This is a genomic window from Bifidobacterium pluvialisilvae (assembly GCF_019331695.1).
GTDB classification, from domain to species: Bacteria; Actinomycetota; Actinomycetes; order Actinomycetales; family Bifidobacteriaceae; genus Galliscardovia; species Galliscardovia pluvialisilvae.
Genome location: NZ_JAHBBI010000007.1, coordinates 153,012 through 168,043, shown reverse-complemented (window position 1 = coordinate 168,043; position 15,032 = coordinate 153,012). Strand labels below are relative to the sequence as shown.

General features: G+C 63.5%; 8 protein-coding genes and 1 pseudogene. 3 read left to right on the top strand and 6 right to left on the bottom strand.

Going from position 1 to position 15,032, the window contains the following annotated elements:
* Positions 1–9: 9 nt before the first annotated feature.
* Positions 10–1,509, bottom strand: a pseudogene (locus KIH77_RS07250) (DEAD/DEAH box helicase); the annotation flags it as partial.
* Positions 1,510–1,631: 122 nt separating this feature from the next.
* Complete coding sequence (locus KIH77_RS07245) at positions 1,632–2,549, bottom strand: LAPAL motif-containing putative phage structural protein (protein WP_219100461.1); 918 nt, start codon at positions 2,547–2,549, stop codon at positions 1,632–1,634.
* Between the two features lie 133 nt (positions 2,550–2,682).
* Between KIH77_RS07245 and KIH77_RS07240 the strand changes: the two genes are divergently transcribed.
* A complete protein-coding gene (locus KIH77_RS07240) occupies positions 2,683–4,872 on the top strand; it encodes a GmrSD restriction endonuclease domain-containing protein (protein ID WP_219100457.1) in 2,190 nt (729 codons plus the stop codon).
* A 914-nt stretch (positions 4,873–5,786) separates the two neighbouring features.
* On the opposite strand, the gene KIH77_RS10550 is transcribed toward KIH77_RS07240, so the two are convergent.
* Both KIH77_RS10550 and KIH77_RS07235 read right to left on the bottom strand, forming a co-directional pair.
* On the bottom strand, positions 5,787–5,912 hold the full coding sequence (locus tag KIH77_RS10550) for a hypothetical protein (RefSeq protein WP_274607442.1): 126 nt from the start codon (positions 5,910–5,912) through the stop codon (positions 5,787–5,789).
* 291 nt (positions 5,913–6,203) lie between these two features.
* A complete protein-coding gene (locus KIH77_RS07235) occupies positions 6,204–7,127 on the bottom strand; it encodes an EamA family transporter (RefSeq protein ID WP_219100454.1) in 924 nt (307 codons plus the stop codon).
* A 171-nt stretch (positions 7,128–7,298) separates the two neighbouring features.
* Between KIH77_RS07235 and KIH77_RS07230 the strand changes: the two genes are divergently transcribed.
* Together KIH77_RS07230 and KIH77_RS07225 are read left to right on the top strand one after the other, a co-directional pair.
* Positions 7,299–8,696, top strand: a complete 1,398-nt coding sequence (locus tag KIH77_RS07230; protein WP_219100451.1) for a ribosomal eL19 family protein — start codon at positions 7,299–7,301, stop codon at positions 8,694–8,696.
* Between the two features lie 55 nt (positions 8,697–8,751).
* A complete protein-coding gene (locus tag KIH77_RS07225) occupies positions 8,752–10,023 on the top strand; it encodes a hypothetical protein (protein WP_219100449.1) in 1,272 nt (423 codons plus the stop codon).
* Positions 10,024–10,113: 90 nt separating this feature from the next.
* Here the strand turns inward: KIH77_RS07225 and KIH77_RS07220 are convergent, their stop codons facing one another.
* Together KIH77_RS07220 and KIH77_RS07215 are read right to left on the bottom strand one after the other, a co-directional pair.
* A complete protein-coding gene (locus KIH77_RS07220) occupies positions 10,114–10,848 on the bottom strand; it encodes a hypothetical protein (RefSeq protein WP_219100446.1) in 735 nt (244 codons plus the stop codon).
* Between the two features lie 175 nt (positions 10,849–11,023).
* Positions 11,024–14,992, bottom strand: a complete 3,969-nt coding sequence (locus KIH77_RS07215; protein ID WP_219100445.1) for a DEAD/DEAH box helicase — start codon at positions 14,990–14,992, stop codon at positions 11,024–11,026.
* Between the last annotated feature and the right edge of the window lie 40 nt (positions 14,993–15,032).

Sequence of the window (15,032 nt, the reverse complement as noted above, 5' to 3'; positions counted from 1 at the left end):
GCCACCACCGTTGCCGCCGCGGCGACGTTCCTCGCCGTTGCGTGCCACGGCACCGCGCTTGCCGCCGCCACGCTTGCCGCCGCCACGGTTGTCGGCTCCACGCTTGGCGGAACCGCGACGCTCCTCACGTTCCCCGGCATGGGATTCGGCGGCCGCGGCACGGCGTCGGGCGCGCGCACGGCGTCCGGTTCCCGCGGGCTTCTGCGGCGCCGGTGCAGGCAGCTCCCAGCCGTTGACGAGCGGCGCATGCTCGCCGACCAGCTCCTCCACCTCGGGCGAGGTGGGCGTGACCTCCACGGATTTGATACGCAGGCCGGCGCGGCGCATCATCTGCCGCACCTCCTTCTCCTGTCCGGGCAGCACGAGCGTGACCACGTCGCCGGAATGGCCGGCGCGCGCGGTGCGGCCGGAACGGTGCAGGAACGACTTGGGGTCGGCGGGCGGCTCCACCTGCACCACGAGCTCCACGCCGCTGATGTCCACACCGCGGGCGGCCACGTCGGTGGCCACGAGCACGCGCACGTCGCCGTCGCTGAACGCGGCGAGATGCCGGTCGCGCTTGTTCTGCGAAAGATTACCCTGCAGGTCCACCGCGGGAATGCCCGCCTTCACCAGCTTGGCCGCCATCTTCTTGGCCTGGTACTTGGTGCGGGTGAACAGGATGCGCTTGCCCATGCCGGAGGCGAGCTGACGCACGAGCTCATGCTTGTTGCCCTGCGTCACGACGAACACATGATGCGTCATCTCGTCCACATGCGATTCCGCGGAGTCGACGGCGTGCACGCGCGCATCCTTGAGGAAGCGCTTGACCAGTCCGTCGACGCCATGGTCGAGCGTGGCGGAGAACAGCATGTGCTGGCTGTGCGGATCGATCTTGCCAAGCAGTCGCGTGACGGCGGGCAGGAAGCCCATGTCGGCCATCTCATCGGCCTCGTCGAGCACGGCGATACGCACCGATTCCAGCGACAGCAGCCCCTGGCCCAGCAGGTCCTCGAGACGTCCCGGACATGCGACGACGATGTCGGCGCCGTCACGCAATGCCGACACCTGACGACCCTGTTTCACGCCGCCGTAAATGGTCACGGTCTTCAGACCGTAGGCGTCGGCGAGTGGTCGGATCACCTCGTCGATCTGGTTGACAAGTTCGCGCGTGGGCGCGAGCACGAGGCCATGCGGATGAGGCAGCCGCATCGTGGCATCGTCCTCGCCGCGCCGCCGCATGCGTCGGAAGTCACGCATGGCGTCCGCACCGGAGGAACGTTCGCCGCCAAGACGGGCGACCAGCGGAATCGCGAACGCGAGCGTCTTGCCCGAACCGGTCCTGCCGCGGCCCAGCAGGTCGCGTCCGGCGAGGGAATCGGCCAACGTGTCGGCCTGGATGGGGAACGCCGTGGTCTTGCCATCGGCGGCGAGCACGCGCACCAGCGGCTTCGGCACGCCCAGCTCGGCAAAGGGCACGCCGGTGCCCATATCGGCGTCGCCAGTATCGGCATCGTTCATGGTGGTCATAACGTCAACATCATCAATAGTCTTCGGCACAATAGCCTTTCACGGGAATTCAGGCCGGAACCCGCCGGCCTCACGAAAAACAAACGTCCACCAGCGTACCGAAGCGTATGGAGAAGCGCCGCCTACACGAGCAGGTCGTCGATGGAAGGCTGGAAGAGCACGGCATGGGGCTTGCTGACCTTGAGGATCATGCGCTCGCCGAGCGTGAGCGTGCCGCCGATCGACGCACGTTCGGTGCGCACGACCGCGTTCAACGTGTCGCCGTTCTTGAACGACATCTCGCCGCGGTCCCATTGGGCGAGGAACTTCGCGTCGGCGATGCGCGCATAGAATTTGTCGTCGCCGTCCTTGAACCGCCATTTGTCGGAGCTGAACTGGATGGTGTCGATTTGCAGCTGCTTCGTCTCGATGAGCGGCTTATACACCTCGACCAGGTCCTCCACGTCGCGCAGCGCCCGGGCGACGCCGGCCGGCACGTCCAATGATTCGCCGGAGTCGGGCGCGCATATCGTGACGGAATCCACGTCGATGTCGGCGAACGATCCGAACGCGCGGCCAAGATACTTCGCCAACCGTATGGATTTCGACGCCGTATAGGCCGCCAGATCCACGGTCACCGGCGTTGCCTGATCGGAGAACCGCACCTCCACGCCGTCCTCCGTCAGGACCGCCTTCTCCGACGAGTTCGGCATCGGGTCGCCGGTGACGAGCACGCGCGCCCGGAATATGCCGATGGTTTCGATGAGTCCGATGGCAATGTCCGTCACATCGGCCGATGCGACGACCTCGCCGGAGGACCTCACTATGGCGACCGGCTCTCCCTGCAGCGTCAGCGCCGCGGTGAACACGCCCCGTTTCGTACGCATCGCATCGACGGCGACATCAAGGTTCATCAGCGGACGAACGATGTCGCTGTACTCCCCCACCGCATCGGAGAATCCACTGAGTGACGACGACAGCGCCTTGACGCCCAGGGAGCGTGATTTCGCCGCGTTGCCGGCGTATCGCAGTTCCACCGTCGTGCTCGTATGCTGTGTCATCGTCCGCTCCTTCATGCCATGCGACATGTCATATGACCCACCATAACGCACCGTCGCGCACCATCCCGGTAGCGCCATGCATTCTGCGTTATAGTGGCAACGGTACTGCAGCGCGGAAGACGAGGGGACGGCAATGGCGATCAGCGCGAACGAGAAACCGTTGGGCAAGGTGTTCTCCACGGACTATCAGTTCATCATCCCGGCGTTCCAGCGCGCCTACTCGTGGCGGGTGGAGCACATGCTGCAGCTCGTGGACGACCTGCGCGACGCCTCCGAGCATCCCGACCACCCGTATTTCCTCGGCTCGCTGATTCTCGTGGGCGACGGCGACCCGAACAACCGCGTGTTCCAGGTGATCGACGGCCAGCAGCGGCTCACGTCGCTCACCATCATCATCGCCATACTGCGCGCCATGGAAACGGACCACGACCTCGCCGACAATCTCAACGCGCTGATCCTCGAGGAGGGCAACCGCCTGTTCGGCCGCGCCGCCGAACCGCGGCTGACGCTGCGCGAGCGCGACGCCGCGTTCTTCCGCGACTACGTGCAGGAGGGCAATCTCGAAGGACTGTTCGACCTGCGCGACACCGACCTCGAATCGAACGCGCAGCGCAACATCATGCAGAACACGAAGGCGGCGTATGACGCACTGTCCTCGCTCACCCAGGATGAACGCCGGTACTTCGCCTCGTATCTGGTGAGCAACGTGCTCATGATCATCGTGACGACGAACGACCTGGCGGGGGCGCATCGCATCTTCGACGTGATGAACATGCGCGGCATGCCGCTGACGCCGTCCGACGTGCTCAAGGCGAAGGCCATCTCGGCCATCGACATCGCCGACCGCGAGTATTACGGCCGCCGCTGGGACAATGCGGTCGATCCGCTGGGCGACAACATCGAGACGTTCTTCAACGACCTGCTGCTGAGCATCTCGCCGAAGAAGTCACATCGCATGATTCTCGACGGATTCCAGTCGAAGGCGTTCGACGCGTATCTGGAGAAGAACACTGCCGTCGAGTTCATCAACAACATCCTCGTGCCGTATGCGACGGCGTGGAACATCATCAACCAGCCGCACGCCTACGACCTGCCGCAGGAGGTGACCGAGTGGCTGGTGCGGCTCGACGACTTCCCCACCACGGAATGGAAGTCCGTGGCCATCTGGGCGCTGGTCAACATCGGCAAGGTCGGCGTCATCGGCGCCGTGCCACCAGCCGCACCGGCAACGCCAGCGGCAACGGCAGCGCCGACGCCAGCGGCATCCGCTTCGGACGGCATACCGCAGCCGCCACGCAACGGCCGGCATTCCGGTGCACGGCATTCCCATACCCCGCAGACCATCACGTTCCGGCAGAAGGACCAGGAGCAGCTCGTGAAGGTGTTGCGCGCCCTGGAGCGTGTGACCGGCGTCGACAATCTCGGCAAGGCGTCGTCGTCGCAGCGTCGGCAGCGCGTGGTGCAGATCCTCAAGGACCTCGACCACGGCCGCAAGCTGAAGAAATCCACCGGGTTCAGCATCAGCGACGAGGACCGCAAGACCGCGCTGGTGCGGCTGCGCGGCGAGATGCAGGTGAACGACACGATGAAGAAGCTGCTGCTGCTTCGCGCCAACGACGTGATGAACGGCTCGCCCGTGGTCCGGCCGCGCAGCATCAACGTGGTGCGCATCCTGCCGGAGCGGATCGGACCGAATTCGTCGTTCGTCACATGGCCGGAGGCCACGCGCGACCATTGGACCGACCGCATCGGCAACATGGTGCTGTCCGCCGCGAACGAGCAGCAGATGGCGAAGCTCGACAGCTTCGGCCCGCGCGCCGAGCGCATCACCGAGGCCCCGCGCTCCCGCCGGTTCCCGCTGACGGCGGAGCTCACGTCGATGACGGATATGACGCCGGACGTGCTGGAGCGCCGTCAGGAGCAGATCGTGCATCTGCTCGCCGAATACTGGCAGATCCGCTTCGACGCCGACAACGTGGATCTCACCGCCGTCAGCGACGAGACGCTGACGCGCGGTTCGCGCCGTGCCGTGCAGGGGTCGAAGCGCATCACCATCATGCAGGTCATCGACGCGGGGCTGCTGGTGCCCGGCGAGAAGCTCGTCTGGAAGCGTCCGCGCCTCGGCCAGGAATGGTTCGCCACCGTGACGAACGACGGCAAGCTGCAGCTTGAGGACGGTTCGGTGCACGCCTCCCCCACCGCGGCGGCGAAGGCGGCGAGCGGCAAGTCCGCCGGCGCGGCGCTCAACGTGTGGAGGCGCGTCTCCAACGGGCAGAAGCTCAGCGACGTATGGCAGACCTACCGTCTCAACACACTGAAGTAACCAACGCCCCGAGGTTCGTAGGTCTGTGGGTCCAAACACTTGGATTAGTGGGTCCGCACGACCGGATTAGTGGGTCCAGCGCACTTCGAAACCGGATTAGTGGGTCCAAACGATTGGATTCGTGGGCTGAACGATTGGACTCGTGGGTCCAAACGATTATGGGCCGTGTTTGTGGGTCTAATGTGTCACATCAGTGGGTGGTCCCCGCACATCCCGACAGTGATTCCACGATTACGAAATAGGTTTGTGGGTCCGGCACATCCCGAAACCAGGTTTGTGAGTCCAGCACATCGGATTTGTGGGTCCAAACGACCGGATTAGTGGGTCCGAACATTCGCAGGCCAGATTAGTGGGCCCAGTACGTCATATTTGTGGGTCCGATGTATTTCGAAAACCGGATTAGTGGGTCCAACATGTTCCAGAACCGGATTAGTGGGTCCGGCATATTCAATAACCGTGGGTCTACCCGTTCATCTACGGACTTGTGGGTCTGAAGTATACACGGGGAAGTCAAAAATTCCCTCCTCGTGAACGTATCGACCCACAAGTCCGATAGGACAATCGAGTAGACCCACAAACCCTGATCCGTCGATTAGATAGACCCACAAACCCGGATTCGGCAATCGGATAGACCCACAAAACCCACTTCGGACTCTGCTATTCGACATTCGGAACACCGATGGAAAACGGAAGGAAGACGAACCGAAAACGGAACAAGACAAGAAAAAGACACAACAAAACGAAAACGGAAGAAAGGGAAGATATACGGACGTCGTTGGCCGTATCTCCGATTGGTAAGGTGTTGGTCCTCAAATCAGAGAAGACCGAATGATTCACCGGACGATATCTAACGGACATCCGGCCGGCGCAGCAAACGCGGCGGATATCGGTCAGGCATCAGGACCGGGGTCGAATCACTTGTCCTCTTCGATCTGACGGGCGACGTAGCGCATGGTCTCCAGCATGTCCTTGTTGACGTAATCCATGCTGGCGAACGACGACATCGCGAGACCTTCCTGGAATGCCTTGCTGAACTTCATAATGAACCTCCTTGATTGGTTTTTCCTTGTTGCGATTGTCAATCTAGGAAGCCTGTGTTACGCCGGCAATGGTTTTCCATCCGTTGCACGGAAAACCCGTAGTTTTTGTAAGACAGCGCACATTAGAACGCTCACAATCGTTGGAATACCGGACTTTTGCCGCTTTTGCCAATGTGTATTGCAACATGATTCCCATGTAGTTCCTCGCGATTGCGCAACCGCATGACCGACCGTCACGACCACCGCACGGACGCACAACCGTGACGCCCCGGCAGCGTCCATCAGCATCAGTCAGCGGCGGCCGAGTTCCAGCCGCCGGCGGTGCTGACGGACGAGGTCGACGGAATACACGGCCAGGGCGAACCAGATCACGCCGAACGAGATGAACCGGTGGGCGGGCACCTGCTCGCCGAGCACGAAGATGCCGAGCAGCAGCTGGATGGTGGGCGTGATGTACTGGGTGAAGCTCAGCATGAGGAACGTCGCATGCTTGACGCCGTACGAGGTGAGCACCAGCGGGACGGCGGTGAGCACGCCGCAGCCGGCGATCAGCGCCCACACATGCCAGGGGGCGTCGGCCGGCACGCCGAACCGCGGTTGCACGGCGAGCGCCACGAACGCGACCGGCGTGAGCACCCCCGTCTCGAACGTCAACGATTCGAAGGCGTCGAGCGGCACGAACCGTTTGATGAGGCAGTATCCGCTGTAGCTGAACACCATGGCGAGCGCGAGGACGGGGAACGCACGCGTGTCGATGACGTAGAGGATGCCGCCGATGAGCGCGATGACCATGGATGCGATGCCGAGCGCGCTGGCCTTCTCGCGGAGGATGACCAATGCGAGCAGCATGTTCATGAGCGGTATGAGGAAGCCGGCGGCGCTGGCCTCGGACGTCCGCCCGATGGCGACGAGGTAGATGTAGACCACCCAGTCGACGGTGACGAGCACGGCGGCCGCCACGGACATCCAGAACACGCGGCGGGTGCGCCACATGGCCTTCACATGGTCGACGAGACCATGCCAGCGGCCGGTGGCGAGCATGAACAGCGTCATGACCACGGCGGCGGTGACGATGCGGTAGAGCATCAGATTTATGGAGGACACGCTGTCGAGCGCCGCCCAATACAGGGGGAACATGCCGTATACGAGGGCCGACGCGATGGTCGCCGCCACGCCGTGCGGGGTCTGCTTCACTTCTTCAACCGCTTTCTTCACCCCATGATGATACCGCGCTAATACCGCGCTGACGCCGGGGGCCAAGTGTTCCCGAATGATGAACAACGGGATAACTCTGGACGGACGGATGGTTCCGTCATGCCGTTCGGGGGCAGAATGGGAATATGCGTGGGGACGGTATCGTCAACGGGGAGGGAGCGCCGGCTTCATATGAGAAGACTACGGAACAGAATCGTCATTCTCGGTCTCGTCACCGCCCTGTTGCTTGTCATCGCGATCGTCAACGTCGCGTCCCTGATAGCGAAGATCATATTGGGGGTCATGCCGTCGATTCCCGAGATTATCTGGCTGATCGTCGTTTTCGCGGCGATGGCGTTCTGCATACGGCTCATCGCCGGCAACGTCCGGCGGATGAGGAAGGGCCCGCGCACCGCCCGCGGCATCGTATGGGTGTATCGTTTCGGCCACTCCGTGGATTCCGATGGCGACGGGACGAACACGGAGACCTTTCTGTTCCGGCTGGACGACGGCACCCAACTCAAGTTCTCGGATTCCGACCTGCCCGCGGGCGCGGACCGGGACCTGCGGATGCAGACGCCAGGCACCCACATCATCATCAGCTGGTTCGAGGGAACGAGCATCATCGAGACGATCTGGTTCGACCCGGCGTTTCCGCCGGCGAGACCCAGTGACGCGGTGGTCGAGCGGGTGAATCGAGAAGACGACGACTACACGATTATTCATCGGCTTCCCACCGATTGGGAGCGTAAGGAACGGGCGAAGGCCGCACGCGAGGCGCACCCGAACGGGAACGCGACGACGGCGCCAGCCCCGGAACAGGCGCAGGAGGAGCAGGCGACGACGCCGAAGATCCGGTTGCATGTGGCGGCCGCCGACGGACCTGCCGGCGACGGCACCGCAGCGTCCTCCCCCGCAAGCGCGCCCGGCCGGTCCGCGGTCGCGCAGCAGGTGGCGTTCACCGCGGCGCAGGAGGATGTCCGGGCGCGGTACCGGGTCTTCGACAAGCCGACGAAAATCGTCATCGGCGTGCTGGTCTTCGTTGTGGCGGTCAGGATGTCGACGTCCTCGCCGTTCGGCCGCGAGCACATGATGAACAACGCATGGCCGTTCCTCGCCCTGATGGCCCTGGCGGCGTGGCTGCTTGGCCATGCCGTCGTGCAATGGGCGCTCATGAGCCGTAGCGACAGATACCGTAACGTGGAGAAGGACATGCGCCTCCCGCTGATCCGCGGCGTCATGGTCCGTCATGTCGTGCCCATGCTGCTGTGTCTGGCCATCGGTCTGACCGGCGCGGCGCTGACCATGCAGACGGTCTGGAAGGGTCCGACCACGATGCCGGTGACAATGAGCGCATTCGACCATCACACGGAAACCGATGACGACAACGACTCCTACGAATACTCGGACTTCACGTTCACCGAGGATTCGGGCAGGACAATCATCATCAGCGTACGCAAGGACGACGAAGGCTACATCCTCGACCAGACCGGCGACCGGACCGGACGTCATCTGGTCCTCACCTATTGGGATTCGGGCGGCGGCAAGGCTGTCTTCGATTCGGCCCGCCCCGACCCCTCGGCGGAATGACATCGGACGACATCCGCGTCCTCCCCCTCCACATACACAACCAAAGGAACATGATATGAGAAGACTACGGGATCAGGTCATTCTGATGACGTTGACGGTCGTATTGCTGATTGTCTACCTCGTTTTCCGCGTATGGTCGCTGACATCAGGCGCCGAGGGACGGAATCCGACCGTCGACGTGCTGTGGATGCTCGGCATTCTCGCGACGGTCGGCGGATGCGTGTATTTCATCATCCGTGACGCCGGGATTCTACGCCGGGGCATGAGCACCGCGCGAGGCATCATTCTGACGTACGAGGTTCATCATTCCGTGGATTCCGACGGCGACCCGACCACCACGGACGAATACGTCATCGCATTGGACGATGGTCGCAGACTCACGTTCCGTGAACTGCCGGTCTACGGGAAGATGGTCGAACGGATGCGGACTCCGGGGAACCATATCGTCATCCGCTGGTTCGAAGACACCACAATCATCGACATGATCGATCTCGATCCGGCCTTTCGTATAATCCCGTCGTATTGCGTGATCAAGGAGAAGCACGGCACAGGCGACAAGGAATACAGCATCGTCCATCGGATGCCCACCCCGCAGGAGTTGAATGGACTGGCCCAGCATGGGTTGCCCGTATACTCCACCGAAACGAACGGAGCCTCCGTCGATGATGGGTCCGATGCGCAGGCGGCTCGCAAGGACGCCAGAACACGGTACATGGCGTTCATCAATCCGCCGACGATACTGTTCTTCACCGCGATAATCGTCCTGGGTGGATACCAGGTCTCAACGATGTCGCCATTCGGTCTGGATGGCGTGATGCAGGCAACGATTCTTAGCGTCGGCGCACTGTTGGCGGCCGTCTGGTGCGTCATCCATGCCGTCATGCAGGCAGTGGCCATCTACCGTGATGACGTCTACCGTCATGAATCGACGACGGACCGGTCACGTATGATCGCCCGCAACGCGCTGCGTCATGGCATCGTCGCCATCATCTGCCTGCTGATGGGTGTCAGCAGCCTGTCAAGCGTCTGGGCGACCCTCGCCCAAGGGCCCGTTACCGAACCGGTGACACTAATCGAAATCGCGCATCGCGAGGAGACCGACAGCGACGACGATACGACGTATTACACCGATTTCGTCTTCGATACGCAGTCCGGCGACGACATCACCATCACCGTGGACCGGTCCGACGAGGACTACATCCTTCGCCAGACCGGCGACAAGACCGGGCGGGGGCTGCTGCTGACGTATTGGCATGACCCGACCGGCAGCAGCGGCTCACGCAACTACGTCTACGACCATGCCGTGCCGGACCCGTCCAAGGAGTGACGAAGAAGACACATGGCGGGCTGGCGGAGTCCGACGGCTGATGTGGGCAAACGCCCGCCGGATATCATGAACACCGGCGTGGCGACGATGTTATGCGGCCTTGGCGCCGGGTTCGCCGTTCGGGCCGGCTCCGCGGTTGGTTCCAAGAATGGCGAGCAGGATGACGACGGCGAGGGCGAGGAGGATGCCGTAGGCGATGAGGTTCAGCAGGGAACCGATGATGCCGTAGATTTCGAATATCCAGAGGATCTCGTTGATGAGTTTGGCGACGGCGCCGACGGCCACCAGCACCGGGCCGACGGTCCCGTACCAGGGCAGGGACTTGGCCAGATACACGCCCAGCAGATACAGCGCCAGGAGGACGGTGAAGTAGACCCACGGCGAGAATCCGATGAAAATCTTGTAGACGATGCTGCCGTAGGAGGCGGATACACCGGGAACCATGCCGATCAGGGTTTCCAGCATGTCGATGCCGAGGAACACGACCATGAGGATGACGGACATCTTGGTGGTGCCGGCCTCGTCGACGTCGGCCCCGTTGACGGGGGAATCGCCAGCCGACGTCCGCCGCTGTTCGCCGTAGCCGGCAGGGGGCTGCGCCTGCCACATGGTCTGCTGGGTCGGAGCGGGGTTTGGATGATTGGTCATCGGTGGCTGATACTGCGGCGGCATGGCCGCGCCGGCGTTGGGATTGCCGGGGTTCTGCGGCATCGTCGGCATCCGGTATGACTGTCCCTGCGGAGGCGTCTGCGGATCCCATCCCGGCTGCGGCTGCCGCGGCTGGGTATTGTGAGGATGCTGCTGTGGATTCTGTGGCATGGTCATCGCTGCTTCCCTTCGATTCGTCGATGAGCGTATCCGATTCCAGACTACTCCGCGGAATTGGTGTGGAGTAGGAGGAGGATGCACCTCGTGACGTGTCGGTCTCTCCCTCCGTCACGCTTCGCGTGTCACCTCCCTCGTCAGAGGGAGGCAGAGGGGCAGAGGAAGGCAGGGCAGCTCAGTCCAAGAGGGCGAGGAGGTCGTCGCGGGTGAGAGCGGAGATGGCGTTGCCGGACGACGATGCGGCGTCCACGAACCGTGAGGCCAAGTCGGTCTTGCTGTGCTGGAGGTTCAGGATGCGTTCCTCGATGGTGTCCTTGGCCACGATCTGATACACGTTCACATCCTGTGTCTGGCCGATGCGGTGGGCGCGGTCGGTGGCCTGGTCCTGCGCGGCGGCGTTCCACCACGGGTCGGCGTGCACGACCACGCAGGCGCCGGTGAGGTTGAGTCCCGTGTTGCCGGCCTTGAGCGAGATGAGGAACACGGGGGTGTCGTCGGCGTTGAACGCGTCGACGAGTTCGAGACGGCGTTTCTTCGGCGTGGATCCGGTGATGACGTCGTAGGCGATGTCGTCGCGGCGCAATCGTTCGGCTATCAAATCCAGGTAGCTGGTGAACTGCGAGAAGATGAGCATCTTGCGCCCGGCGTCGCGGCAGGAGAGCACCAGCTCCTCGATGGCGTCCAGCTTGGCCGACTTCGGCGCCTTCACGCGTTTACCGGATGCACCGGCGCCGCTCTCCGGCAGGTCGCCGCCGTAGTTCGCATACAGCAGCCGCGGGTCGCAGCAGGCCTGACGCAGCCTGGTCAGCTGCGCGAGCACCTGGATCTTGCCCGTGTTGAAGTCCTTGTCCTTCTGCTTGTTCAATGTGGCGCGCAGACGCTGTTCGAGCGCCGCATACAGTCGTCGCTGCTCGCCTTCCAGCCGCACGGTGATGACGTTCTCGATCTTCTCCGGCAGGTCCTTCAACACGTCGGCCTTGCGCCGGCGGAGGATGAACGGGCCGACGAACGCCTGCAATCTGGCCTGCGCCTGCTCATCGCCGCTGAGTATGGGCATTTCGAACCGTTCGCGGAAGTGCGCGTACGAACCGAACATGCCGGGCATGAGGAAGTCGAAGATGCTCCACAGTTCGGCCAGCCGGTTCTCGATGGGCGTGCCGGTGAGCGCGAACCGATGCCGGGCCGCGACCGACCTCACGGCCTTCGATGACTTGGTCGCGTGGTTCTTCACGTATTGGGCCTCGTCAAGCACCATGCAGCAGCATGCGATGCCGTCGTAGTCGGCGATGTCGCGGCGCAGCAGGTCGTAGGACGTGATGAGCACGTCGGGGACGGCGGCCCTGGGGTCCGTGCCATCGGTCGTCCCGTCACCGGCAGTCCCGACGACCACCCCGGCGTCCACGTCGCCCGCCCCGCCGCGTGCCGCCTCGAGGATGCGTCGCCGTTCCGCCTTCGTCCCCGCCACGACCTCGACCGTCAGCTCCGGCGCGAACTTCGCGCATTCGGCGGCCCAGTTGTAGACCAGCGACGCCGGGCAGACGATGAGGTTCGGCCCGACCTTGCGGAATTCGCCGCGTCGGGAGACGAGCAACGACAGCAGCTGCACGGTCTTGCCCAGCCCCATCTCGTCGGCGAGGATGCCGCCGAATCCCTTGTCGCATATGGCATTCAGCCAGCGGAACCCCTCAACCTGATACGGTCGCAGCACCGTCGCCAGCGACGACGGCACGGTGTATGAAGCAGGGTCGATGACCTTGAGGTCGTTCACGTAGTCGCGGAAGCGTTCGTCCTTGTCGCCGTCATCGACCTCATGGTCGAGATAGTAGGCCTCGTAGGCGGGCACGCGAACGCCGGCCGCCAGTTCGTCGGCGCGGATGCCCAGATCGGCGGCGATGTCGTCGATGGCCTTCGTATTGACGTCGCGCAGGTTCACGAACGCGCCGTTCGACAGGCGATGGTATTTGCGGCGGCTGCGGTAGCCGGCCAGCAGGGCGGGCACGTCCTTGGGGTCGATTTCGTCGGCAATCGGCGAGATCTCCACCAGGTCGGATCTCAACGACAATCCCACTTTGATGGTCGGCCGGTTGACGGCGGTCAGTCCGTCGAACGCGGGCGTGGAGAACACGTCGCCAAGCCCACGCAGCACGGGCAGTCCTTCGGTGAGGAGCCTCCAGATGGCATCGTCGTCGGATTCGGGGATGCGTGCCACGAGACCGTCCGGACGGGGGAAATAGTGGAGCACGGCCTCGACGGCGAGTCGTTCGACGTCGCGGTCCCGCATCGCGTCGGACGGACTGACGCCGGCGAACACGTCGAAGCGGTCGTCGCCGTAACGGGCCTTCAATTCGCAGCTGACGCCGTGCATGTCGCGGTCGAGATAGATTTCGATATGGCAGGGAAGCCGTTTGCGGCGCGCCAGTTCGGCAGGCAGCTGCATGGGGATGCCGCAGTCGCGACGCTCGCCGCCGGCCGTTGCACCGATGCCGCCATCGGTATCATCCGCACCTCCGGCATTGCCCGTGCCAGCATTGTCTCCGACCGTAGACACGGCGCCGCTTCCCGTCACGTTGTGAATCGGTGTGACGTATGGCAGCACCGTTCTGGAGAACATGTCGACATCGTCGGGACCAAGATACAGTCCGTCGGCGTCCCGGTCGTCGCACAGCACGCCGATGATGCGACGGTCGTCGACGAATCGTCGGCTGCACCGGTGAATGACCGGCAGGCCGCCATCACCGCTGCCGACCGACGCACGCACGATGGCGAAACTGCTCTGCTGGCCAATGATCAGAGCATCTACATTCATACGATGCCTGACTACATATCCATACGACGAACCGCCGTCATCACCGTTGGGGACGTCCGTATCGTCGTCTCCGACGACGTCGCCGTTCTTGTCGACGCGTTCGACGGACAGGCCGAGGTCGGGATCGCCGTCCACGACGTCCGTCGCCATCGACGCCGCGTAATACCCGGACGACGCGTAGTCGACCGTCTCCCCCGAATCCACGTACAGGTCCAGCAGGTCGGTGATTTCGTCGTCGGTCAATAGCATTTCGGAAGTCTGCGCCCTGCGCCCGCGATATCCGCCGCCATGGGATTCGATGCCGGCGCGGATGTCCGCCGCACGCCGCAACAGGCCGATGCCGGTGCGGGAACGTTCGTCGAACGCGTCCATCGTATGCGTGAACGCGAGCTTTTTGCCATAGACCACGTATTGCTGCCATTTCACGGCGCGTAGGAAGGCGTCGACGTCCTTGACGACGTAGGAGACGCTGCGGGACGGCACGGTGATGCGCAGCCGCAGCAGCCACCCGTTGCCGGATGCCGACCGGACGATGCCCGGTCTGAGCGAGACACTGCCGACCGGCATATGCCGTTCGAGCGCGGCGACGCCGACCGCTCCCCTGCGTGCGGACCTACCGCCGGCATCGTCCGCGCCGTCCGCGTCGGCGAGCGCGCTGACCTGTTTGAGCAGGTCGACCTGTCGGCTTTGGGCTTCCTGCCGTTGATGGATGTCCTCCTGCTGCATGAACGCCTGCAGCATTCGGGAGGTTCGACGGGGCCGCGGCGGCCGGCCGCCTGGGACGCCGACCGGAGCGTTCTGGTCGAACGATTCGGGCGCGTCGTTGTATTGCATGATGAGCGCGATGACGTGCTTGCAGACGGAGCCGTAGCGGCCGTAGGCGGGGCATGAGCATGAGGTGTCGATCACGCGGCCGTGGGTCTCGTCCAATGTGGCGCGCACCCGGTAGCCGATGCCGCCGGCGGAGGAGTCGACCATGGCGATGAGCGTGGTCGCGCCGTCGCGGCCCACCGCGCAGGCCATGCCATGTATCCGTCCGCTGGAGATGACGTCGTAGGCGCGGTAGAACGAGACGCCGCCGAGCACGCGCAACGTCTGTTCGGAGATGGCCTCGTCCCGATGGCCGAACGATGCACCTTCGTCGTCGACCGCGTCATCGTTGGCTACGTCGTCGTCGGCGTCGTTACCGAAATCGTATCCGTCACCGAAATCACTGAATTCGGCGTCGTCGAAACCATAACCGAAGTCGGAGTGGCCGAAACCGCCGCCGTCGGAGCCGCCGTACGACGCCCCGCTCCCCCGGCCGCCATACACGCGCGCCCGCCAATCGTCCGCCATCACCGCCCCCTTTCGCTGTAATCGCAAGGAAAACTCACGT

Bases quoted from the DNA above. Each gene is read 5' to 3' on its own strand.
- KIH77_RS07225 (WP_219100449.1), top strand. From the start codon at position 8,752: ATGAGAAGACTACGGGATCAGGTCATTCTGATGACGTTGACGGTCGTA.
- KIH77_RS10550 (WP_274607442.1), bottom strand. From the start codon at position 5,912: ATGAAGTTCAGCAAGGCATTCCAGGAAGGTCTCGCGATGTCGTCGTTC.
- KIH77_RS07220 (WP_219100446.1), bottom strand. From the start codon at position 10,848: ATGACCATGCCACAGAATCCACAGCAGCATCCTCACAATACCCAGCCG.
- KIH77_RS07215 (WP_219100445.1), bottom strand. From the start codon at position 14,992: ATGGCGGACGATTGGCGGGCGCGCGTGTATGGCGGCCGGGGGAGCGGG.
- KIH77_RS07230 (WP_219100451.1), top strand. From the start codon at position 7,299: ATGAGAAGACTACGGAACAGAATCGTCATTCTCGGTCTCGTCACCGCC.
- KIH77_RS07240 (WP_219100457.1), top strand. From the start codon at position 2,683: ATGGCGATCAGCGCGAACGAGAAACCGTTGGGCAAGGTGTTCTCCACG.
- KIH77_RS07245 (WP_219100461.1), bottom strand. From the start codon at position 2,549: ATGACACAGCATACGAGCACGACGGTGGAACTGCGATACGCCGGCAAC.